The 21335-nt window shown below is 52.5% G+C and carries 15 protein-coding genes; 5 read left to right on the top strand and 10 right to left on the bottom strand.

Annotated features, from left to right (window positions below; translation table 11 throughout):
- Positions 1–295 precede the first annotated feature (295 nt).
- Positions 296–2056, top strand: coding sequence for a glycoside hydrolase family 13 protein (locus H3T88_RS03260; RefSeq protein WP_015021195.1), 1761 nt, complete (start codon positions 296–298; stop codon positions 2054–2056).
- Positions 2057–2245: 189 nt separating this feature from the next.
- Here the strand turns inward: H3T88_RS03260 and H3T88_RS03255 are convergent, their stop codons facing one another.
- Positions 2246–2848, bottom strand: a complete 603-nt coding sequence (locus H3T88_RS03255; RefSeq protein WP_198203557.1) for a YesL family protein — start codon at positions 2846–2848, stop codon at positions 2246–2248.
- 211 nt (positions 2849–3059) lie between these two features.
- Between H3T88_RS03255 and H3T88_RS03250 the strand changes: the two genes are divergently transcribed.
- Both H3T88_RS03250 and H3T88_RS03245 read left to right on the top strand, forming a co-directional pair.
- Positions 3060–4079, top strand: coding sequence for a LacI family DNA-binding transcriptional regulator (locus H3T88_RS03250; RefSeq protein ID WP_198203556.1), 1020 nt, complete (start codon positions 3060–3062; stop codon positions 4077–4079).
- 164 nt (positions 4080–4243) lie between these two features.
- Positions 4244–6745 carry a glycoside hydrolase family 31 protein gene (locus H3T88_RS03245; protein WP_198203555.1) on the top strand — a complete coding sequence of 834 codons (2502 nt, stop codon included), beginning with the start codon at positions 4244–4246 and terminating at the stop codon, positions 6743–6745.
- Positions 6746–6983: 238 nt separating this feature from the next.
- On the opposite strand, the gene H3T88_RS03240 is transcribed toward H3T88_RS03245, so the two are convergent.
- The 4 genes from H3T88_RS03240 to H3T88_RS03225 all read right to left on the bottom strand — a co-directional run bounded on the left by H3T88_RS03240 (position 6984) and on the right by H3T88_RS03225 (position 11592).
- A complete protein-coding gene (locus tag H3T88_RS03240) occupies positions 6984–8324 on the bottom strand; it encodes an ABC transporter substrate-binding protein (protein WP_198203554.1) in 1341 nt (446 codons plus the stop codon).
- A gap of 173 nt (positions 8325–8497) precedes the next feature.
- Entirely contained in the window at positions 8498–9334 is an 837-nt protein-coding gene (locus tag H3T88_RS03235; protein WP_198203553.1) for a carbohydrate ABC transporter permease, read from the bottom strand.
- Positions 9331–10185 (bottom strand): carbohydrate ABC transporter permease, encoded by an 855-nt coding sequence (locus H3T88_RS03230; protein WP_198203552.1) that lies wholly within the window; start codon positions 10183–10185, stop codon positions 9331–9333. Before H3T88_RS03230 ends, H3T88_RS03235 begins: the two co-directional genes overlap by 4 nt.
- Before the next feature lie 699 nt (positions 10186–10884).
- Positions 10885–11592 (bottom strand): histidine phosphatase family protein, encoded by a 708-nt coding sequence (locus H3T88_RS03225; RefSeq protein WP_227028590.1) that lies wholly within the window; start codon positions 11590–11592, stop codon positions 10885–10887.
- 64 nt (positions 11593–11656) lie between these two features.
- Here H3T88_RS03225 and H3T88_RS03220 point away from each other — a divergent pair, with 64 nt between their 5' ends.
- Positions 11657–12013, top strand: a complete 357-nt coding sequence (locus H3T88_RS03220) for a DUF4235 domain-containing protein (protein WP_232347116.1) — start codon at positions 11657–11659, stop codon at positions 12011–12013.
- 211 nt (positions 12014–12224) lie between these two features.
- Positions 12225–13070, top strand: coding sequence for a nitroreductase family protein (locus tag H3T88_RS03215; protein WP_015021187.1), 846 nt, complete (start codon positions 12225–12227; stop codon positions 13068–13070).
- A 31-nt stretch (positions 13071–13101) separates the two neighbouring features.
- Here H3T88_RS03215 and H3T88_RS08650 read toward each other — a convergent pair whose 3' ends face one another.
- From H3T88_RS08650 to H3T88_RS03195, 5 genes are all read right to left on the bottom strand, one after another.
- The gene (locus tag H3T88_RS08650) at positions 13102–13353 is read right to left on the bottom strand and encodes a hypothetical protein (protein WP_015021186.1); all 252 of its coding nucleotides are present in this window, start codon (positions 13351–13353) and stop codon (positions 13102–13104) included.
- Between the two features lie 42 nt (positions 13354–13395).
- A complete protein-coding gene (locus H3T88_RS03210) occupies positions 13396–14334 on the bottom strand; it encodes an aldo/keto reductase (RefSeq protein WP_198203550.1) in 939 nt (312 codons plus the stop codon).
- A 46-nt stretch (positions 14335–14380) separates the two neighbouring features.
- Positions 14381–18664 (bottom strand): Ig-like domain-containing protein, encoded by a 4284-nt coding sequence (locus H3T88_RS03205; RefSeq protein ID WP_198203549.1) that lies wholly within the window; start codon positions 18662–18664, stop codon positions 14381–14383.
- A gap of 685 nt (positions 18665–19349) precedes the next feature.
- Entirely contained in the window at positions 19350–20102 is a 753-nt protein-coding gene (locus tag H3T88_RS03200; protein ID WP_198203548.1) for a tyrosine-protein phosphatase, read from the bottom strand.
- 189 nt (positions 20103–20291) lie between these two features.
- Positions 20292–20957 carry an NAD(P)H-binding protein gene (locus H3T88_RS03195; protein WP_198203547.1) on the bottom strand — a complete coding sequence of 222 codons (666 nt, stop codon included), beginning with the start codon at positions 20955–20957 and terminating at the stop codon, positions 20292–20294.
- Positions 20958–21335: the final 378 nt, after the last annotated feature.

Here is a 21335-nt window from a genome sequence, read left to right as displayed (position 1 = left end):
CATGACCACTCCGAAACTTGAGCCTACATCACTCAACTTCTTCTGGCAAATATTATTCCCACTCAGACAGGTCGATTTTGCAATAGGCGCTAAATTCTAAACTGATTTGCAAACGTATGCAAATAATCAATATATCTCACAATATTTTGCTTAAGAAAAAGAGAATCTTGGGTAGATATTGCTTATCATACAAGGGATATTCTATTTTCAGCTTGTATTGACCTATTTGCTATCGTTATCATTATCAGTTAATTGCTGACTGGGTTGGTGAATATCTTCAGGAAGGATGCCCATCATGACAACGAACAACTTGAGCGAGGACTGGTGGAAGCAAGCGGTTGTGTACCAGGTTTACCCTCGTAGTTTCAAGGACGTTGACGGGGACGGAATCGGAAACATCAGTGGTGTGACTGAAAAAATTGGCTACCTGCAGGAGCTGGGTATCGATGCCATCTGGCTCTCACCTTTCTACCCGTCGGATCTGGCCGACGGCGGCTATGATGTCATTGATTATGAAAACGTCGATCCGAGGCTGGGAACCTTGGAGGATTTCGATGCCATGGTTGAAGCGGCACACCAGGCCGGCCTCAAAATCATCGTGGATATCGTGCCAAACCACACTTCCAACAAACATAAGTGGTTCCGGCAGGCACTAAAAGCCCGCCCTGGATCAGCTGAGCGCGATCGGTATATATTCCGCAAAGGACGAGGCAAAAACGGGGAGCTCCCTCCCAACAACTGGATGTCCATTTTTGGCGGCCCCGCCTGGGAGCAGGTTGAAGACGGGGAATGGTACCTGCACCTCTTCGCCAAGGAGCAGCCTGATCTCAATTGGAAGAACCGCGATGTTCACGAGGAGTTCAAGGATATCTTCCGCTTCTGGTCCGACCATGGCGCCGACGGATTCCGTATCGATGTTGCGCATGGGCTGGCCAAGGACCTCGACAGTAAACCTCTGTCCGAACTCGACGCTTGGCCTGTGCAGCAGCAATCAGCCAGTCACAATTACGAGCACCCGCTCTGGGACAGGCCTGAAGTGCATGACATATATAAAGAATGGCGGCAGGTGTTCAACGAGTACGAACCTCATCGCTTCGCCGTTGGAGAAGCCTGGGTTGTGCCGGAGCACCAGCACCTTTATGCCTCTGAGGACGAATTGGGACAGGTCTTCAACTTTGAATTCGCCAAGGCCGATTGGAATTGCCAGGCGTTTTCAGCGGCAATCAAAGAGGGCCTGCAGGAGGCCAAGGAATCCGGATCCACGACTACATGGGTCATGAACAACCACGACATTATCCGTTCCGCCACACGGTATGCGCTTCCTCAAGCGGAGGATCTGGATACCCAGCAACTGGGAAAGGACTGGCTGCTCCGAAACGGTCAGACTTATAAGGAAAACCGCGCTGTCGGTAATCGTCGCGCACGCGCAGGTTTCCTTATGGAGGCGGCTCTGCCAGGATCCCTTTACATTTATCAGGGAGAGGAGCTTGGCCTCTTTGAAGTTGCTGACATCCCATGGGACCGTCTGGAGGATCCAACCGCCTTCAGATCAAGTAGGGAATTTACTGAAAAAGGACGAGATGGATGCAGGGTCCCCCTGCCTTGGAATTCCGAGGATACACCGGAGCCAGCTGATTGGAACAGGAACTTTGGGCAGGGTGCCTCATTCGGCTTTTCTCCCAAAACCAAGGCTGATGGCACCATTGCCGACGATCCTCATCTTCCACAGCCTCTATGGTTCAAGAAATTCGCGGTTGATGTCGAATGTCACGATAAGAGCTCAATGCTCAATCTATACCGTACGGCAATCATACTGAGGGCTCAGCTTCTGACGGCCACAGGCAACAAGACCATAGAATCCATTAATCAAAACCACGGGGTATTGACCTATACGCGCTCGGCCCTTCTTGACAACAAGCCTGGTCATCTGGTCTGCATCACCAATTTTACACATCAACCTGTGGACGCCCCTGAAGGTCGCGTTGTCATCTCCTCGGAACCGCTTGCCGGAGGTAAAATTCCAACCGATACCTGTGTTTGGCTAGTTAAAGCCTAAGCGAGACCCCTATATTGAGAGAAGAGCCGCCACCAATTGACCGGAATTCATCTGAGTGGCGGCACATCGCTTCGACAAGGTTGCCCTCATTTTCAAGAACCTCCAGCATTTTATGCTGGTATCTTGCTCTGCATATCGGTCTTGTCGCTCTCCACGCACCCTCTGGTAAGGCTGAAGCGCCCCGGCCGGCTAAGCCTGCACATACTTGACGAACACCTTCTCGGTAAGCGGGACATGAAGCATCGTGATTACACCAAATCCCAGGATCAGGAGCAGGATCAAACCTTGGGGCATGAAGAACCAGGAAGCTGCCACGAGACCGAAATAAACAACATCAATCAACACCATGGCTACGGTCTCACCTAGATAGGCAAACCCGAAAACCAAGGAATTAAGCAGGGTACGCCCCACAGAATTAGTGAACCTCGCCTGCAAGGGCCAGACCCAATCAAAGGCGACAAGCCATACGATACTTAATCCGAATTTGGGAATGAGCAGGGGTGTGATCTGCAGAAATATCCAAGATGCAACCAGAACCGCCAGAAGCGGGCCGAAAACGAACCATAAAAGGGTGGATTGAAAAAAATTCTCCTTGAAAGCTCTGAAGTAATTGACCGTAACCTTTCCCTGGCCTTGCAACGAGCGTCGTGAGGCAACATGAGCCGCAGTCAAAGCTGCACCAATGGTGATTATTGGAATACAGGTTATCAGCATCAGGACATTGATCCATATGGCATCGACCAGATCAGACAGACCTCGCATCAATTTTGAATCAGGTGACAGGAACTCCATCCCACTCCTTGCCTGGTCATACTCAATGCAGATATCAGGATATGCAACGTTTTCATATTACATCCTCGTTTGTAGCAACATTCAATCCGTCGAGCCCCATGGCAGCAACCCGATAAACGACCCTTTTCCATGGATCGTTGCTCTACCACGCAGGTCGTGAACTAACATTTACTTGTATCAATTTTTGCAGGCGCACAAAATGGGGCACAATATGACTGTCAAAATACAGAATGTGGCAGATGCAGCAGGGGTCTCCGTATCCACTGTTTCTAGAACGTTTGCAAGACCAGATCTGGTTGCCAAGGGCACCAAGGCCAAAGTCATGCAAGCTGCCCACGCCTTGAATTTTCGCATATCACGGTCCGCAACAGCCCTGAAATCAGGACAATCCCTAAGAATCGCCGTGCTCACCAATGATCCGACAACCGAGTGGTTCAATTCGCAAATTCTTGCTGGTCTGGATTCCGTATTCCATACCGCCGGCTATGACATATCCATTTACCGGATCAACAGCGGGGAATCCCGCAAGGCTTTCTTCGAGGAACTCCCCATGCGGCGCAATGTCGATGCCGTCATCGTCTGCTCTTTCAACATTGTCGGAGAAGAAGTGGCCAAACTGAGCGAGATGAATGTTCCTGTCATCGGCATCAATACGCCACCCGAGCAGGGGTTTAACGCAACTGTTTCCATTGATGATGCCAAAGCGGTAAAAGCAGGTGTAGAGCACCTTATATCCCTCGGCCATCGTCACATCGCCTACGTCACAGTACTTAACGAGTCAAAGAACCTACATTTCAGCTCTGAAGCCAGGAAAAAGGCCTTCCTCAGATCCTGCAAATCCAGTAGCGAATCAATCAACCCCTACGTGCTTGAGGTCGACCCCGGGCAGGATCTGACCAGTACTATTCTGGGCCGTCTCACCTCTGATGCTAGGTCGTGCACAGCGGCTTTCTTCGAAAGTGACCGATCTGCCATACCGGTGCTCTTCCGTCTAAGACAATATGGCATCAAGGTTCCCGATGATTTTTCCATACTTGGTTTCGATGACAGTCTTTACGCCGACGAGATCGGCCTATCGACACTGCACCAAGACCCTTTCATCAACGGACAGTCTGCGGCCAAAAAGACGATGGCGCTGATTGAAGGTGATCCATTGGAAGAACCGTACGAAAAACCGCCCGTTCGCCTCTTACTTCGTGAAACGACAGCAGTCTGTAAAAAGCGCACATGACAATCAACGTCCACTCAGGATAAAGAAATACACACCAAATAGCAAACGTTAGCATTATATTAACTAATTAAGCATATTTATAGCTTTATTGGTGTATGAATATGTTTGCATAGTATGCTGGAAAATGACAGATATAAAGAAACTGCTGAGCAAAGGAGCATTGCATGTCTCGTCGTTCGTCCTTCCATCCCTTGATGGATCCCGACTCGACTATCACCGGACAGCATTGGCGGATAGGCATCATTACTGATTCCCTGCTACGACTTGAATGGTCTGATTCCGGTAACTTCGAAGATGAGATGACACAAATAGTAGTAAACCGCAATTGGGATGCCAAGCCTCATTACACCTCCACCGTCGAGGGCGATAGGCTGATTGTGGATACCGCCAAGATGCATCTGGTTTATGACAAAAAGCCTTTCAGCAAGGAGGGACTGAGCGTAACTGTCAAAAATGTTCCTATCACGCACAACAACACCTGGCATTATCAGGACATTCAGGAAGGCAACCTACTCGGCACTAGACGAACACTTGATGGAGTCAATGGCGAGGCGCCGCTCGATCCAGGAGTCGCGTCCTTCGACGGATGGGCCATACTCGACGATTCCAGGAGCAATGAAGTTATTCCGAGTACGCACTCATCGCAATCCACAACGAACCCATTCGGCACAATCCGTCCAAGGGCCAACTCCAATGTCGACCTGTACATATTCGGATATGGGCATAGATACAAGGAGGCCGTCCAGGATTTCTACCGGCTATGCGGCCCAACACCACTAATACCGCGTTTCACTCTTGGCAATTGGTGGAGTAGATATTATCCATACTCGGCGGATGAATACCTCAGACTTATGGATCGGTTTAACGCCGAGGGCATCCCGCTCGCAGTCGGAGTGCTCGACATGGACTGGCACCTGACGGATATTGATACCAAGTACGGATCCGGTTGGACCGGGTACACATGGAATCAAGAGCTCTTCCCCGACCATGCAGATTTCCTGAAAGAGCTCCATAAACGAAACATTCGGACAACCTTGAACGTACACCCAAGGGATGGCATCAGGCCTTTCGAGCAGGGTTACGCCAAGGCAGCCAAGTCGATGGGGCTGGATCCCAAGAACGAGAAGACCATTGATTTCGACTTGACCAATCCTGATTTCGTCCATGCTTATCTGGCTTTGCATCATGACCTCGAAGATGAGGGCGTCGATTTTTGGTGGCTTGATTGGCAACAGGGCGGGGTAACCAGACAGAAAGGTTTGGATCCTCTATGGATTCTCAATTATCTGCATTACCTTGACTCTTCACGCAGAGGAACCAGAGCTCTGACCTTTTCAAGATATGCGGGGCCCGGTTCGCACAGATATCCGATCGGTTTCTCTGGCGACACGGTCATTTCGTGGAAATCGCTCAATTTCCAGCCATACTTCACTGCAACGGCCAGCAACATCGGATATGGATGGTGGAGCCACGATATCGGCGGGCACATGTTCGGTTACCGTGATGAGGAACTAGAAGCTCGTTGGTATCAGCTTGGGGTATTCAGCCCCATCAACCGGCTTCATTCAACCGATTCCAGTTTCAACAGCAAGGAGCCTTGGAATTACCACCCTGAGATCATGCAGTCGATGGTACGGGCCTTGCGGCTTAGGCACCGTCTGATTCCTTATCTGTACACCATGAATTGGAGGGCTGCGATTGAAGGGCTGCCCATCGTGGAGCCAATGTATTGGGATAATCCAGAAACCTCCGCCGCTTACAAGGTCAGGAATCAGTATATGTTCGGCAGCGAACTCATGGTCTCACCCATCACTGAGCCACAGAGCCATGATGTGCAGAAAGCCCACACTGATGTCTGGTTCCCCCAAGGAATATGGTTTGATTTCTTTGATGGTTCAAGGTATGAGGCCAAATCGGCGCAAGGCCGATATATGCAGGTTTGGCGCGGGCTGGACCGCATACCGGTCTTTGCTAAAGCGGGGGCTATCATCCCTATGCAAAAACTGCAGACAGGCTCCGGCAACATCAACGACACCGACAATCCGGTTGATCTAGATATCCTGGTCTTTCCGGGTGCCAGTAACCACTTAACCATCCTTGAAGATTCTGGATGTGAAAGTCCTCAAGCATCCGATGCCGCATCTACATCAATTACTACGTTATGGTCGAATGAAGACGGCAAATTGACAGAGCTGAGAATAGCAGGCGCCAAGGGCAATCTTGCAGCGTTGCCGACTGAACGCAACTGGACCATCAGATTCAGGGGCGTCACCAAAGGCACATGCAGGGTGATAGTTGACGGAAATGACCGCGCAGCTACAATCGACTACGATGAGGCAACCGAGACACTGTCCATCTCTGTGAAGAAGATTCCTGCATCATCAACCATACGCATTCTTCCCTCCAAGGACAGGCCCATCATCATAGCCTCCAAATCGGTGGTGAGCGAGTCATTCGCCGTACTGCGTGATGCCCAAATCGCATACACCACCTTAGAGGAAGCCTACTCCATCATCAAAGCCGAAAAGGGCGGTTCCATAGCCTCGCTCATGTCGGTAGGCGAAGTCGACAAGGCCTCGGGGCGCGACCAAGAAACTGGAGCCAGCCCGGTGATACCGCAAGCCGTGCTCAGCGCCCTTACCGAGGTGTTGACCCGGGCCAGGTAATCATCATCCAAACCTATATAAACGAACGGTGCCTGCCCAAACTGATTGGGCAGGCACCGTTTTAAATCCTCGCCTGTCAGATTTTAACCACGCACTAGCCGAACTGAACGACCAGCCATAATTCGCAGCCGACCATGCCACTGAAGAAAACTAGGGGGAGGGGGGGGGGGGCACAGACAGGCTCAATGGTGCTACGCAGCCCGGTAAGGTTTTACGCAGCACCGTCTTTTTTCATGCCTTACTGCTTGTAAACCAGGTTATATTCCTTGGCCCAATTGTCGCTGAACACCTTTTGAACGGCATCCCAGTCACCTGTTCCTTGTGCATAGTTCAGCATCGCGTTTCCCAGATCCTTCTGCCATTGATGGGAAGGCGTCACTGCACAGACACCATACACGTCGTATTTTCCTTCCTTTTTCAGCTTCGTATATTCGGTATAAATCGGGTTCTTGGGAGCGTACTTCTTGCCAGAGAACGTCTTGAAAGGCGTGAGGAAGCCCATGTCCTGCGAAATGGAAGTCCTGGCGGCATCAGAGGTAATCAGCCAATCAATGAATTTCTTAGTTGCTTTTTGGTTGGCTTTGGGAGCCTTGGAGTTCACAACCCAATAATTGCTGGTAACAGTATTCAGACCCTGATCTTCTTCTCCTTTAACATCAAGATAGATAGGCAAAACACCGATATCTGAATCCTCGACGCTCTGGCCAGAGATGTCGGTATAGGACCAGGTGCCACTCTGAAGGAATAATGCCTCTCCAAGAGCAAACTCAGAAGTGGCGTCTGACATGGATTTACCCGAAATGGCCGACACGGGAACGGTCGAATCATGAATGTACAGATCCCAGATCTTCTTCATATTCGGCACGTAGGTTCCTTTCACCGCAGGAACGGTCGTGTTCATATCCCAGTTGTTGTCTTTGTACTCATAGAAAAGAGGACCACTGGGCAGTTGATAATTAAATCTGTATCCCGATGTATCGTCCATGCCTGCTGAAGTAAAGGCTCCCTTGACGCCAAGGTCATCCTTATGCTCCTGGACCTCGTCGGCGACGGTCTTCAGCGCTTCAAAATTGTTAAGTTTGGACAGAGACTTTACGCTCGCCCACGATGACTTGAAGTACTTGTTCAGGATTGCCTTATTGTAAATCAGGCCATAGGCATCGATGGCAAAGGGAAGTGCCACTGGCTTGTCATCAGCTTTCAGAGCCAACTTGCTATCAGTAAGCTCTTTGTACCCCTGGGTGTCGGAAAGGTCGGTACCGTACTTTTTCCACTGTTCAAGATTGGGCGGGCCGTCCACCTGGAACATAGTCGGGGCATCACTCTTGGCTATCTCTGATCGAAGCGTCTCATCGTAATTGGGGCTCGTCGTAATTTTCGTCTCGATGCCTGTTTCCTTCTGGAACTGCTTGGCAAGTTTCTCCCAGTACTTGGCATGTTCCGGTTTCTTATTCAGGTAATAGACCTTGCCATCTGCATTTTTATCTGATGTTCCACCGCCGGAGCCGCATGCGGTCGTCATTCCTACGCATAAGGATGCGGCGACGGCAGTGATGATGATTTGCCGAACTTTTTGCATTTTCTTTCCTATCTTTTTCTTTTTCAGTCGCTGGTACGACTTGGTTTTCGTTACAGTTTCAGCAGCACGCAGGAATATAAGGGTCTTCGCGGTACTCTTCCCCCGATCGGAGAACTGCGACCAAGCCAGCCCTGCAGATACAACAGTGAAGCAAAGACTGGCTTTCTGAGGAGTCAGCCCTTTACTGCACCAGCTAAAACGCCCTTGATGATGTACTTCTGACAGAGCAAATAGAAGAGAAGGATTGGAATGATGGCCAAGACCAGGCAGGCCATCATAGCGCCCATGTCCACACTGCCATAGCCGCCTCTGAGGTATTGGATGGCAATACTCATCGTCTTGTATTTGCTTATGTCAAGAGTCAGATACGGAAGAAGGAAATCATTCCAAATCCACATGGCCTCAAGGATGGCAACCGAAATTATGGATGGTCTCATTATCGGGACAACGATACTGAAGAATATCCTCGGAACGCTGGCCCCATCGATCATGGCCGACTCTTCAAGCTCCTTGGGAATCCCTTTTACCACTCCCGTAAACATGAAGACAGCCAAGCCTGCGCCAAATCCCAAATATATGAACCACAATCCCCAAGGCGTATTGAACCCGAGCATGTCAGCCAGTTTGGAGAGTGTGAACATCACCATTTGGAACGGTACGATCATGTTCAGCAGAAACAGGGTATACAGCGTTTTAGCTGTCCAGTTGTTCACTCGGACAATCCACCAGGCACACATTGAGGTACAAACAAGAATCAGTAAGACAGCACCCACAGTGACCACAATGGTCCAGCCGAAACTCACAAATAAGTTGGTCTGCTCAATTCCTGTACGATAATTCTCCAAACCGACAAAAGCTTTGCCCTTGGGTATGGAAAAAGCATTCCTAGAGATATAGGCTTTTTGCTTAAAGGAATTGATAAACACAAGAACAATGGGGAAGATCCAGACCAACGAAATGGCGGCAAACAGGAGGGTCCATAACAAATTATGCTTTCTCTGTGCGTTCATGCCTCTACCTCCCGGCTGGTCGTGATCTTGTTTTGCACCAATGCAATGACTGCCACAATCACGAAGAAGACCACTGCCTTTGCCTGCCCGATACCTTCAAAGCCTGCACGGCCATAGAAGGTCCTGTAAATGTTCAACGCAAGCAACTCAGAACTATTTGATGGGGCGCCATTAGTCAGTGCCAGATTCTGATCGAACATCTTGAAACCATTGGTGACTGTCAAAAAAGTGCAAACGGTAATGGACGGCATCATCAAGGGGATAACGACCTTGGAAAGGGTCTGCCATCTGTTGGCGCCATCAACGGCGGCCGCCTCGATTAAATCGCCAGGCAAAGCCTGTATGCCGGCAATGTAGATAATCATCATATAGCCGATTTGCTGCCAGCAAACAAGAAGCACCATCCCCCAGAATCCATATGTTCCGGAGAAGGTGATCGACTTCCCCCACGTCTGCAGAACTCCGTTAAGCAAGAGAAGCCAAATGTAGCCCAGAACGATGCCACCAATCAGATTAGGCATGAAAAAAACCGACCTGAACAGGTTGGATCCTTTAATTCCGCGCGTCAGCATATAGGCAATCGCAAAAGAAGCGATATTCACGACAACCGTTGTGACAATGGTAAAAAGCACCGTATACCAAAGCGCATGAATAAAGTCAGGGTCACTGAAGACTGCTGCATAGTTGCTCAGACCCACCCACTGGGAATCGGTTACGGTGCTGAACCTGGTAAAGCTTAAATACACTCCCATCAGGAATGGAACTATAAAACCTATGATGAAAGCTATAAAAGTCGGCAAGGCGAATAACGCCCACCACCTCTTGACTGCTTTCCCGGCCATTGAAATCATTCTTAGCCATACTCCTCATTGAGATATGAATCAGCGTCTCTAAATCGCCCAAGTACTGCTGACTGAAGCCAACAAATCCCAACTGCCAGGGAATATATCTTCAAAGACAGCACAGGGTGATTAGCAAGAATCAAAAGTCGCGTGAACCCCCGTGCACACAATTTTCAATACTTCTTCGATACTGATATTGTCATCTGGATACGAAAACCGGCAGCCTGGACCAGAATATTCCAATGAACATACGCATCCGCCAGAATCCTATAATCCGTGAATCCGACTACCTACATATCAGACCTTTCTTTTTTTGGAGCAGCTAAACAGGTGTCTGAACCTGTCTGGCACTCTTTCGCATCATCAATTTAATTATGCATGAAAATACCGAAAAAGCAAACGATGGCATTTTGTAAATCCGCTTATTAATTAGAAAGTTGACCCGATGCCGGATATAAAATAGCAATTATAGTATAACGTTTGCAAATACAGCAGACTGTAGGTCATATGAATCAGATGCTGGTATTTGCGATTGAGAAGCAAATACGGAAGTTACAGTGAACTTCTTGCATCACCAAGACGCTTAAGATTCAAGCAACAGTGCCAGCGATTGATACACCAAAATAGCTCCCCCAAGAGGTGCCGAGCCATATCAGTTCATGCACCAAAGAGGATTCAAGTGCAGCAAGTAGCTCTTGAACATTCGACTCAGACATTCCATTGCTTGAGGACACGCTGATTCTGGTAGATGCTTAGAACACCATAGTGAGCTGTATCCATGCGCAAAAGCTGGGCCTTGTTCGGTTCCAGATCCAGCCACTGGGTAACCAGAATGCGCAAAACATGTGCATGGGCGACCAGAAGAACGTGCCCACCGGCACGGATAACAGGTTCGATCCGATCAACAACCTTGCGTGTGCGTCGGGCCACTTGATTGAGGGTTTCCCCCTCCGTGACATGGACTTTGATACGCTCGCCAGAGGGCAGTTCAGTCTCCCAGTCTTTGACCGGGAAGCGACGCAAGGCCTGGGGGCCGTCGACCCAAAGACGCCAGTCCTTCCTCATTTCAGTACTTACCTGCGCTGGTCGGCACCCTTCAGCGCGGCCATAATCCCACTCCATAATTTCAGGCATATCAGTAAGCCGATTAAATCCAGCCAGCTGAGCGGTTTCCCGGGCTCTCTGCAAGGGACTGGAAAAAATAAATCCAGGATCGAATCCTTCTGGAAAAGCACTTGCCAAACGCTCGCCTGCTGCCTTTGCTTGGTTCCTGCCTTCAGCTGTCAGGGGTAGATTCGTCCTGCCGGTGTACTGACCCGTTTCGCTCCATGCGGTCTGCCCGTGGCGCAGAAGTACGGCATATCCATTGTCAAGGGCATCCTTGCCTGATGCAAACGCTGCAAGTACCATGGCCATGATTTTATCATGCACGAGTGAGCGGTATTAAGGCCCGGAAGCGTGGAATAATGGCCATATGGACATGGCAAAACGAGAACCGAACAATCAGGCCGATCAACTGGTCGGCGCATTCAGCCGTATAGATGAAAAGGTGGGCCAGATGCGTTCTTTAGCCGAATCTGATCAGGAGACTCTTATGGACAAGTTGCTGAAGTTCGCTCTTCCCAGCATCGCAGGGTTGCTGGCCGGCAAGCTCTTCCAAGCGTTCTGGAGCAGTCTGGTACGCAAGCGCAATGGTGACATGGACACCGAGGAGGGCGATCAAGAAAGCGCAACGGCCGGGTTGCTCTTTGCGGTACTTTCGGCGGCCGTGACAACCCTGGCTTCAGGGCTGATCGAACGCGGATCCCAGACTCTGATCGACAAGCGCCATAAGTAGGCAACTCCAACCAAGCTGCCGCAAACCTGCCCGCCGAGTATTTACGAAGGCAGCGCATGGACTGGCTTCCACAATTCGGCATATCACCTCTCCAATCTGAGCAGATCCACCTGGAATACTTCTGCCCGATTGGATATATGTCACTATTCTCAGAGCAAGATTATCTTCTCAGTTCTTGTGTCTCCCTGCCTACGATGGTCACAATGACATCATGACTACTTCAATTCAGACCCCCGCTGATGCCGGGAAGAGCGATCAATCCGCCAAATCCGAGAGAACCGTCCCCAACCAGACCATCAGCACCCTGCTTAACCGCCGGACCATCCGGGCCTTCACCAATGAGGCAATAGACCCTGACACGATAGCCATTCTGGAGGAGGCGGCCCAGCATGCCGCCACTAGTCGGTACTTCAATGAATGGTCCGCCATCCGCATCACCGATTCCGACAAAGCCCGGACCATTGCCGACATGGCGCACCAAGGTTACGTGTCCCAGGCACCCCTCCTATACATCTTCCTCGCAGACCAGCGCCGGAATGCTGACCTGGCCCGACAGGAAGGCGTCGATATTGATACGGACTCGTTTATACTCAATACAGGGTATGCCTTCCTGCAATCCCAGAACGACGCCGTTCTTGCTCTGCATGCCATGGAGACAGCCGCCAACTCGCTGGGCCTGGGAGCCGTCATCCTGGGCAGCGTCGTCAACGACGTAGACGGACTGATCGACCTGCTTGACCTGCCCCGCCTAGTCTACCCGGTGCTGGGTCTGGCCATTGGCCATCCTGACCAGGATCCGCCCATGAAGCCCCGCATGCCCCGGCCCGCGCAGATATTCATCGACTCCTATGGCCAGTCCGACAGGCCTGGTGAGGCCGCCCGGGCCCTTAAGGACTTCGACGAAACGGTCAAGCTCTACTACCGGGACCTGCGCCATATGGACGCTCCTCGCAAGGCCTTTAGTCAGATCATGGCCGACAAATCCTGCAGCCCCAAAGAGGGCCATGAACCCATGCTCCCCTCCATCCAGGCACAAGGCTTCGATATGAGTCGATGACCTGCTAGCGCCATTGCGGCCAGAAGTCCCCTCATTTCACATGCCTGGGCTTATACCCTTTCTTCCGCGAGTGCGGTTTCAACTGCTGGTTGAAGGGCACCCGGGCATAGGAACCCGGCTCATGGCTGGTCAGATGCCATGCACCGCAATACTGGCATCGGTACACCCAGAGCCGGGCACCCCGCTCCATCAGACTTTGATCAGCAGCTCGCAACGCCTTCGCCTTGTCGTGATACATGATTTTCGAGGTGCTGGAACATCGTTTGGGAGTGAAATAATGCATGGAATACCTTGATACTGAACCTCTTGACCCGCCGAAATCGCCTTAAGGGAGGTCATTCCCGGTGGACAGATAGAGGTCGTACCACTCCTGGGCGGTAAGTTCCACATCGGCCCCGGCGGCCATCTCGGCAATACGGGAAGGGGTCATAGACCCAAGCAAAACCTGCATGCCGGCGGGATGACGAAGAATCCAAGCCACAGCGATGGCACTCTTGCTGACGCCGTACTTCCCGGCCACCTTCTCCAGACATTCATTCAGCTCCGGGAACTTGGGATTGTCAATGAAGACCCCCTCGAAGAACCCAGTCTGGAAGGGGCTCCATGCCTGGATGGTCATCTGCCTCAGTCGGGAGTAGGCAATCAACCCACCGTCATGGTCCAGGCTGGGCCCGTCAATCATATTGACATGGAATTCCTGCTGAATCATGCCGGTATGGCCCAGCCCGAACTGAATCTGGTTGACATCCAGCCTCTGGCTGACTCCGCTCTGAAGGAGCTCGACCTGCATGGGATTGACATTGCTGACACCGAAGTGGCGAACCTTCCCCGAAGTCTGCATAGTGTTGAAGGCCTCTGCCAGGTGGTCCAGCTCGACCAAGGTATCCGGTCTGTGCAGGAGCAGGTAATCAACGTAGTCCGTATGGAGGTTCTCGAGCTCCTGGTCAACAGCCGCAATCAGGTGCTTGGCAGAAAAGTCATACCGTGTGATTTCATCGTTGTCAGGATTACGGAAGATGCCGACCTTGGTCTGGATGCCAATACTAGACCTGTCGACGCCGAGATCCTTCAGGGCCCGACCTAGCACCCTGCTGCTCTCGCCGTTATGGTAGCAATCGGCCGTATCGAAATAGTCGATTCCCGCATCCAGTGCCGTCTGCACAATCTTGGCGGCTTCTTCGGGCGACTTGGTATTAATCCGCATGGCTCCCAGGGCCACCCGGGAGGCTTTTACACCCGAGACCCCAATATTCATATATTTCATGTTTCTTCCTTAGAAATTCAACTGATGCAATCCTATCGTCGCGCCCCTACGATTCGCGCTCATCAGTGTTGTGTTCACGCCAGGAGATAGCCGTAACCAGGGTTGCTAGGGAGGAGACAAACAGTGCCAGGATCATCAGGATGGCAGGGCGAACTGAAGCACCAGTCGCGCTGAGGACCGTATTCCCGGTGTCTGATGAAGAACTGGTGGAACTTTTCCGACCATGGTCTGGACCAGAAGGCTGATGGGTGGCATCGGAGGAATGGTCTGGACTAGAAAGCTGATGAGTGGCATCGGAGGTATGGTCTTCATCGCCATCTGCGCCGCCAACCGTGTCACCATCCGTGCCACCATCCACGCCGCCAACCGTGCCACCATCCACGCCGCCAACCGTGCCACCATCCACGCCGCCAACCGTGCCACCATCCACGCCGCCAACCGTGTCACCATCCGTGCCACCATCCACGCCGCCAACCGTGTCACCATCTGCGCCGCCATCCACGCCGCCAACCGTGTCACCATCCGTGCCACCATCCGTGCCCAAAGGTTCCTCCCGCAACCCCAGAAGTCCTGCGTTCAGGTTGGCAAGAGCCTCATTAACCTCGGCCTGCAAAGCATCAGGATCGTTGATGATCCGTTCTGCATCAGCCAGGGCCGTCCTCAACGCAGCTGCGCTGGCAACCGTGAACTGGTGGCCTGCAGAAGGCTTGACGGCTTTAGCCTGATTCACCTTCTGCGTCAGAGAAGCGGTATCAGCCGGGGACACCACATGAATCTCGACAGATGCCGCAACCGCCGCATTCCGGATGCTGGTTGCTGTAATCCTGTATGTCCCAAGAGGCGTGTCCTGATTGGTTCGGACCTGCCCGCTTTGGTCGACAACGGGGAGGTTCTGCCGCAACTGCCGACTAGAAGCTCCCGGGGCAACAGTCCATCTGATCTCCTTGCCCCAGTCATCCGGTTCAGTGAAGGGGGCTGCTGTGTGGACCTTGAAGTAAATTTGTGCATTCCTGCCCTGAATTACCTCGGGCCGCTTCATCTTCAGCTCAATCGATTCAGGCCTAGGGTGGGTACGGACCTCCTGAATGGGTTTCAGATTCGAGGGGTTGCTGACACCCATGGGCAGGCTGACACCGCCAGGGAAGTGATAGGTGCCAGGGTCACTATTCTCCGTGTAGTTGGAGGGATCGTCATCCCAACCAGTCACGGTCAAATCCACCTGCTTCCCTGATGCCAGGCTGGCCTTGACCGTCGTGGGCATTCCCAGCTCCTGGCGCGCCAGTCCAACAGGCTTATCCATGGCGGGCAGGGATTCGAAGGACACAATCGGATCGGACTCAACTTTGACCTGGGCTTTTACCATGGTGGTATCGTCCTGTAGCCTTCCCTGCACTGTATACACGCCGTCGTGAGTCAACAAGGCCGGGTCGACCTTCCAATTCACAGCCTTCCGAATGAACTTCCCATCGGAATAACCGACCAAGACGTTTTCAGGCAAATCCGGGACTTGCCCGGGCTTAACGGTAACCGAAACGTCCTGCACCGAAGTGATATAGGTATCGGAAATAAGCAGCTGCGGCGCCAGACTGTGTTCATCGGTAGGTTTGCTCACATCGGCGGGCACGGTCAACAGGCCGCTTTGGAAGTCGGCATAGGCCTGCTTGGCCCCCTCCACCGAGAAAGCATCAAATCCGCCATTGTCACGATTGAAGTTGGGGGTATCGCTCATCGGGATGTCGACAAGTAAACTAATCGGCCCCGTCAAATGAGAACCACCCATACTCCGAAGGATCGAGGTCACATCAATGTCGACGGCATACCCATTGTCAATGATCTCCTTGTTGGTGAAGACCTGGTGGGCGCCGGGCCGGAGTTGGACATAGTCGGGGATATTTTCGCCGGTCCCCAGCGGCTGATGGTTGGCCTCGGTCACCTCGCTATTGAGAGGACCGTTGGCCCAGGTAAGGGTGCTCTGATCCCATCCCGGATCGGTCCTGTATACGTCAATGCTGAAAGCGGTATTGTTCAAACGTTCCGCGTCGCTGCTCCCCGCACTGGTGTTGATGTCGAACCTGAACAGGTAGACCCGCAGTTTGGCCTTCTTGATCTGGTCGGTCTGGCCGGGATAGGCAGAGGGATCGACCTTGACATAGAAACGGCGGTTGTATGAGGCCGAAGACGAATTCTTCAGCTTCAGAGCAAGCTTGTTTGAATAGGAGACACCGAATGGGTATTTGTCGCCATTGGCCTTGGATGAGGTTCCAGGCTTGGCGCCCAGTGCTTCGCTTGAGCCCCGCTCGACCGTGGCCGCTTGATCAGCCAAGGACCTGATATCCCTGAGCTTGCCCGAACCCATCTGCCCTGTTACAGTCACAGTGGCCTTGGCCAGATCGGGAATCCCCTGGATCCTGCCCGTAACGGTAAACTCACCCTCCTGACTGAACTGCTTGAGGCTGAGCTGGTCCCAGGTGGCCGGCATGCTGGTCACTTTCTCGGTGTTGGATCCGCCAGATGACTCCTTGACAGTGACATTCAAGGTCTCCGGCAATGCGGGATAAACTCCAGCAAAAGTGCTGACCCTGGTCTCCGGAATCTCGTATCTGGTCGTAATCTCATTGTTTGATATCTGATTGGCTCCAATATCGATGCCGCGGTCCTTGGTACTGCCTCCGAACATATCCTGACTAGGCGCACCCTCCATTCTGATACCAGCAGCGACTGCAGGGCTCTCTGTCTGAATTTTGAAGAGAGAAGCCCGTTCGCGCATCCGATCGACCTGATTGGACCAGGGAAGGGAAGTCTCAGGGTTGGAGAGGATTGTAGCAAGCTGATCCCGGATAATCTTAGCTGCGTCCGTGTTCTTGTCGATATCCAGCTTCGGAGCTTGGAAAACGTTTCCTGCTGCTTTCAACTCATCGACAGTAGCGCCACTTGCAGCGGTCGGAACAGTATCGGGCCAGATCAGGTTGTGCTTGATGAAGTCGCCCGCATTATTGTGCAGGCTGTGCTCTATGGGCTGACTGCCGTCCGGCGGATAGGCTGCCAGGAACTTCAGACTCCCCGAACCTGTCTTGTAGAGGATGTTATTGGTGAAGTAAGCGATGGTGCCGGAGTTGTCGCCGGAGTTGCCCTCCCCGAAGAGGGATGTCGAGACCCCGTCACCCACGTAGAAGGTATTGTTGTATATCTGCGGCATGCTGGCACCAGGATCGGATATCCAGTAATGGAAAAGACTCTGCTCCTTGTAATCATAGGAGCCGTGACCAGGTCCGGCTGCATTCGTGCCCGAGTTCCCCGCCCCGTCGTTCACCGAGATGTTGTAGCGGATGACAGAGTTGGTCTGGTTGCTCATGAGGAGCATGAAGCCGCCACCGTTGTTGTGGCTGTAGTTGTATTGGTAGGTGATTCGGTCGCAGCCCATATCGATGTCGAAGGCCTCGCCGTCGTTATACCCATGGGTATTGCCGTAGACCTCGTTGAACTGTAGGAGGACGTCCTTGCTGGCCATGGCCCAGATGGCCGCGTAGTTCTCGGTTCCATAGTCCGCGTTGCAGGCCCGCACCACGGTATTGCCCTCAACCAGCCCCTGCGCCTTGTTCTCTGAGATGACGATGGCATCGCCTGCAATATCTTCCAGGTAGTTGTTCCTGATGGTGACCTTCTCAAAGAGCCCAGGGGATGAGTCATTGGAACTGTCCGCCTTGGTTCGTATGCCTTCAAGGCCGACACGCCGAACGATATTGTTCTGTATGGTCAGGTTATGGAAGCCTGTATTGGTCACTCCGTCGTCTAAGGTCCGCCCGTCCGGATCAACCCAGTGTCCCAGAGCGATGATTCCTCCAACGGCCTTCAGGGTCTGCGGCTTACCTTCTCGTCTGGCCTGCAGATAGTACTCTGATTGAACATCATGGACATAGCAGTTCTCGACCGTATCGGATTCAAGCATTCTGTCCAACCCGAACCCCAGCAGGAGTATTCCGACCCTCTGGGCGTCACTGTGCTTTTTATAGCCCTCAAGGTCTTTCTGTTCCGGTGAATTGGTGACTTCAAGGTTCCTAATTGTCCAGTATTCCTGGTTGGTCAGCTGTACCGCTCCTGACACATACCTTTTAAAGGAGCCCGAGCCATAGGTCCCGCCGCCGTTGATGACAGGTCGTCGTGCCGCCTCATACGAGGCAGACCCATCTGTCTGGCGGGTATAGAAATCCAGAACGATCTTTCCTGTGTCGCTACCATCCCCTTTCGGGCGTATCTGCCCCTGCCAGGTAGACCCGGACTCAAGAAGGATATGGTCGCCTGGGGCGAAGGTCGTGGCTGATATCTTGTCCAAAGACTTCCAGGCCCGCGTCGAATCCAATCCATCATTGGCATCATTGCCATAACTTGAATCAACGTAATAGGTTTTACCGGTCTTTGACACACCTACAGAAGTAAAGGGTCGCGCATCGCCGACTGAGGATCTTCCAGCAGCACTGGACGGCTCCGCCGCCATAGCCTGAACCGGCCCCATCAACCCGGTCAGCACCAGCGCAGCTAAGGTGGCCAATGCCGCCAAGATCGCAGGCAATATTCGGATTCTCCGTCGCAATGACTCACCTATGACAGACAAATAAGCTTGCTCTGCTGCATTTCTATGATTATTCCCGCTTACGTTCATATCTGTTCACCTCTGAGCTTCGTTATGAACCGGTTGGCCCCTGTCACTAGCACAATGCGGTTTCAACTTTGATTACCGCACTACCTCATATATAGTATGATGCCTCACACTTCAGAACAGATAACTTTCAATCTGTTGCAGTTGGTAGTTGCACGTAACGAGGATAAGACCAGTGCCTAGGAACCATTCACCATTCCCCAAGTACGAACTCAATAAACAAGGAAGGAGGACAGAGTTTTGTTGCAGATGTAAGACGGTGACAGTCCGCAGAATGGGAACAACATGTTTGGAAGGCAGTCTATTCAGATATACAAAGTGGGGACTATGGTGAAGTCTCCACTTATCCAGCCTTATAAGTTTATTCCAGCAAGTTGCTGCGCAGGGCATCTACCTGGTCTGCCCCGAACCCTAGAGCCTTCTGGGCATAGGTGAAGACGTCCCCGTAAGCCTCGAGCATGGTCTGTTGGGCATGGGCCAGGTATTCTTTCTTGACACAGAGCGCAATCTGTAGTGCATCCAGTGAATCCTGGTCGAAGCCCTTGGCGCGGAATAGATCCAGCAATTGATTGTTAGCCTCGACCCGCTCCACGTTGGTCTTCAGATAGTCCGCAAACACCTGGTCGTCGTCTACCTCCAGCAGCCAGAGGACCAAAGCCGCGGCGAATCCGGTTCGATCCTTGCCGGCGAAGCAGTGGAAGAGCGTGGCACCCTGGGTGTTGCCCACGACGATGCGCAGGAAGCGCCCATACCCCTGCTGGGCCGCAGGATTCATGACCAGGTCATGGTAGACATTCAGCATGTGGCCGTTGACCTGATCCGCCGAACCCAACGATGCGAAATCGTCCAAACTGGCACTGTTGGTGCCGCTTTGCTCCAACAAATCGATGTTGGTGAAGGTTACTCCGTCAATCCGATCATCCGGGCTTTCCTGTATTTCGAAGGGCCTGCGGAAGTCCACGACCTGGGTCACCTGATAACGGTTGACGAGCTCTTGTTTGGTCTCCTCGTCCAGGCCGACCAGCTGTCCTGACCTGATGAACTTGTAGGGACGGACCTGACGGCCGTGGATGGTCCGGGTGCCTCCCAGATCACGAAAATTGGTGATATTCATCAATGACCTCCTCGAGATCCGCCCTGCCTCCAAGCAAACCCTGCCTTCAGAAGGGACACGGGAACTCAGTATGCCAGCGCGCAATCAACAGCAACAAGCATTGCAACCAAGGTACCATCCCCCATGCTGTGCAGACACGCCATAGTCTGTCAACGGGAGGCTCTTCTGAGGAACTCGGTTGGGTTTCATTCACTGCTTTGCAGTGAGGGCCTGCCTGATGGGTGTGCTGCCACCGACGATGTTGTAAATCCTGTTCGCGGTCTGGGGGAGATCGACGCAGTCGGCCAGGCATTGTGCCACGTCGGGAATCGGTATGGGCCCGGGTCCGTCTGGCTCCACCTGGATTGTTCCTGTGCCTTCCTGCTCGGTGAGGCTGCCTGGCTCGATGATGGTGTAGTCCAAACCTGAGCTGATCAGGTACTGGTCAGCCATGTTCTTAGTCACGTAGTAGTCGGCTAAGGCGTCGATGGCTGGTTTGACCTGTGGCTGCTCCCAGCGCAGCCAGTCCGCTGCATACATGGCCCCCAGCATGATGTACCTGGTGATGCCGACCGCTTTAGCGGCCTCTATGGTCTTCATGGCTCCCAGGGCATCGATCTGATTGATGTCCTTGCCACGTGAGCCTGCGGTGAAGACGACGACGTCCGCATTCGACTTGCGGAATGCGTCGGTGACTTGGGAGAGCGGGTCATGCAGGTCCAGGGTCATGGGCTCCACCTGCCGGCCTGCTGGAATCTTCGAGGCTCCCCGAGCGCAGGCGACCACCTCGTGGCCGGCTTTTACCAAGTCCTCGCAGGTCGATGCGCCCACTCGGCCTGTGGCTCCTACAAGAATGATTCGTTTGCCCATGCTCATCCGCTTTCTTCGCATATGTGTTTGCGTATATGATTCGGCTGCTTCTCATTCTAGATCTTGTGGGCATAAACGACAGGCGGTAAAACCGGCCTGAGCTTCCGCGCCCGTGCCTGCAAATCTTCGATTGCAGACTGCTGGTGAGGGGCAGCCTCTCTTGCTCAGCCTGATCGTGGCCGCTTATTTCCCGTGAGGCTTTGCGCACGGATGCAACATTACCGGACCTGAGTCTGAGAAGATATGGAAAAAGGGAGGTCTCTTCAGGTTTATCCTCCTGAAGAGACCTCCCTATGTAGGTGTAGTGGCGGCGGTGTGCTACTCTCCCACACTCTTCCGGGTGCAGTACCATTGCCGTGCTGGGTCTTAGCTTCCGGGTTCGGA

This window comes from Bifidobacterium sp. W8110 (assembly GCF_016101375.1).
GTDB classification, from domain to species: Bacteria; Actinomycetota; Actinomycetes; order Actinomycetales; family Bifidobacteriaceae; genus Bombiscardovia; species Bombiscardovia asteroides.
Note: the sequence above shows the minus strand (reverse complement) of the source record. Positions and strands in the feature narration are given on the sequence as shown.

Bases quoted from the DNA above. Each gene is read 5' to 3' on its own strand.
- H3T88_RS03255 (WP_198203557.1), bottom strand. From the start codon at position 2,848: ATGGAGTTCCTGTCACCTGATTCAAAATTGATGCGAGGTCTGTCTGAT.
- H3T88_RS03245 (WP_198203555.1), top strand. From the start codon at position 4,244: ATGTCTCGTCGTTCGTCCTTCCATCCCTTGATGGATCCCGACTCGACT.
- H3T88_RS03230 (WP_198203552.1), bottom strand. From the start codon at position 10,185: ATGATTTCAATGGCCGGGAAAGCAGTCAAGAGGTGGTGGGCGTTATTC.
- H3T88_RS03220 (WP_232347116.1), top strand. From the start codon at position 11,657: ATGGCAAAACGAGAACCGAACAATCAGGCCGATCAACTGGTCGGCGCA.
- H3T88_RS08650 (WP_015021186.1), bottom strand. From the start codon at position 13,353: ATGCATTATTTCACTCCCAAACGATGTTCCAGCACCTCGAAAATCATG.
- H3T88_RS03210 (WP_198203550.1), bottom strand. From the start codon at position 14,334: ATGAAATATATGAATATTGGGGTCTCGGGTGTAAAAGCCTCCCGGGTG.
- H3T88_RS03200 (WP_198203548.1), bottom strand. From the start codon at position 20,102: ATGAATATCACCAATTTTCGTGATCTGGGAGGCACCCGGACCATCCAC.
- H3T88_RS03225 (WP_227028590.1), bottom strand. From the start codon at position 11,592: ATGGCCATGGTACTTGCAGCGTTTGCATCAGGCAAGGATGCCCTTGAC.
- H3T88_RS03215 (WP_015021187.1), top strand. From the start codon at position 12,225: ATGACTACTTCAATTCAGACCCCCGCTGATGCCGGGAAGAGCGATCAA.
- H3T88_RS03240 (WP_198203554.1), bottom strand. From the start codon at position 8,324: ATGCAAAAAGTTCGGCAAATCATCATCACTGCCGTCGCCGCATCCTTA.
- H3T88_RS03250 (WP_198203556.1), top strand. From the start codon at position 3,060: ATGACTGTCAAAATACAGAATGTGGCAGATGCAGCAGGGGTCTCCGTA.
- H3T88_RS03260 (WP_015021195.1), top strand. From the start codon at position 296: ATGACAACGAACAACTTGAGCGAGGACTGGTGGAAGCAAGCGGTTGTG.
- H3T88_RS03235 (WP_198203553.1), bottom strand. From the start codon at position 9,334: ATGAACGCACAGAGAAAGCATAATTTGTTATGGACCCTCCTGTTTGCC.
- H3T88_RS03195 (WP_198203547.1), bottom strand. From the start codon at position 20,957: ATGAGCATGGGCAAACGAATCATTCTTGTAGGAGCCACAGGCCGAGTG.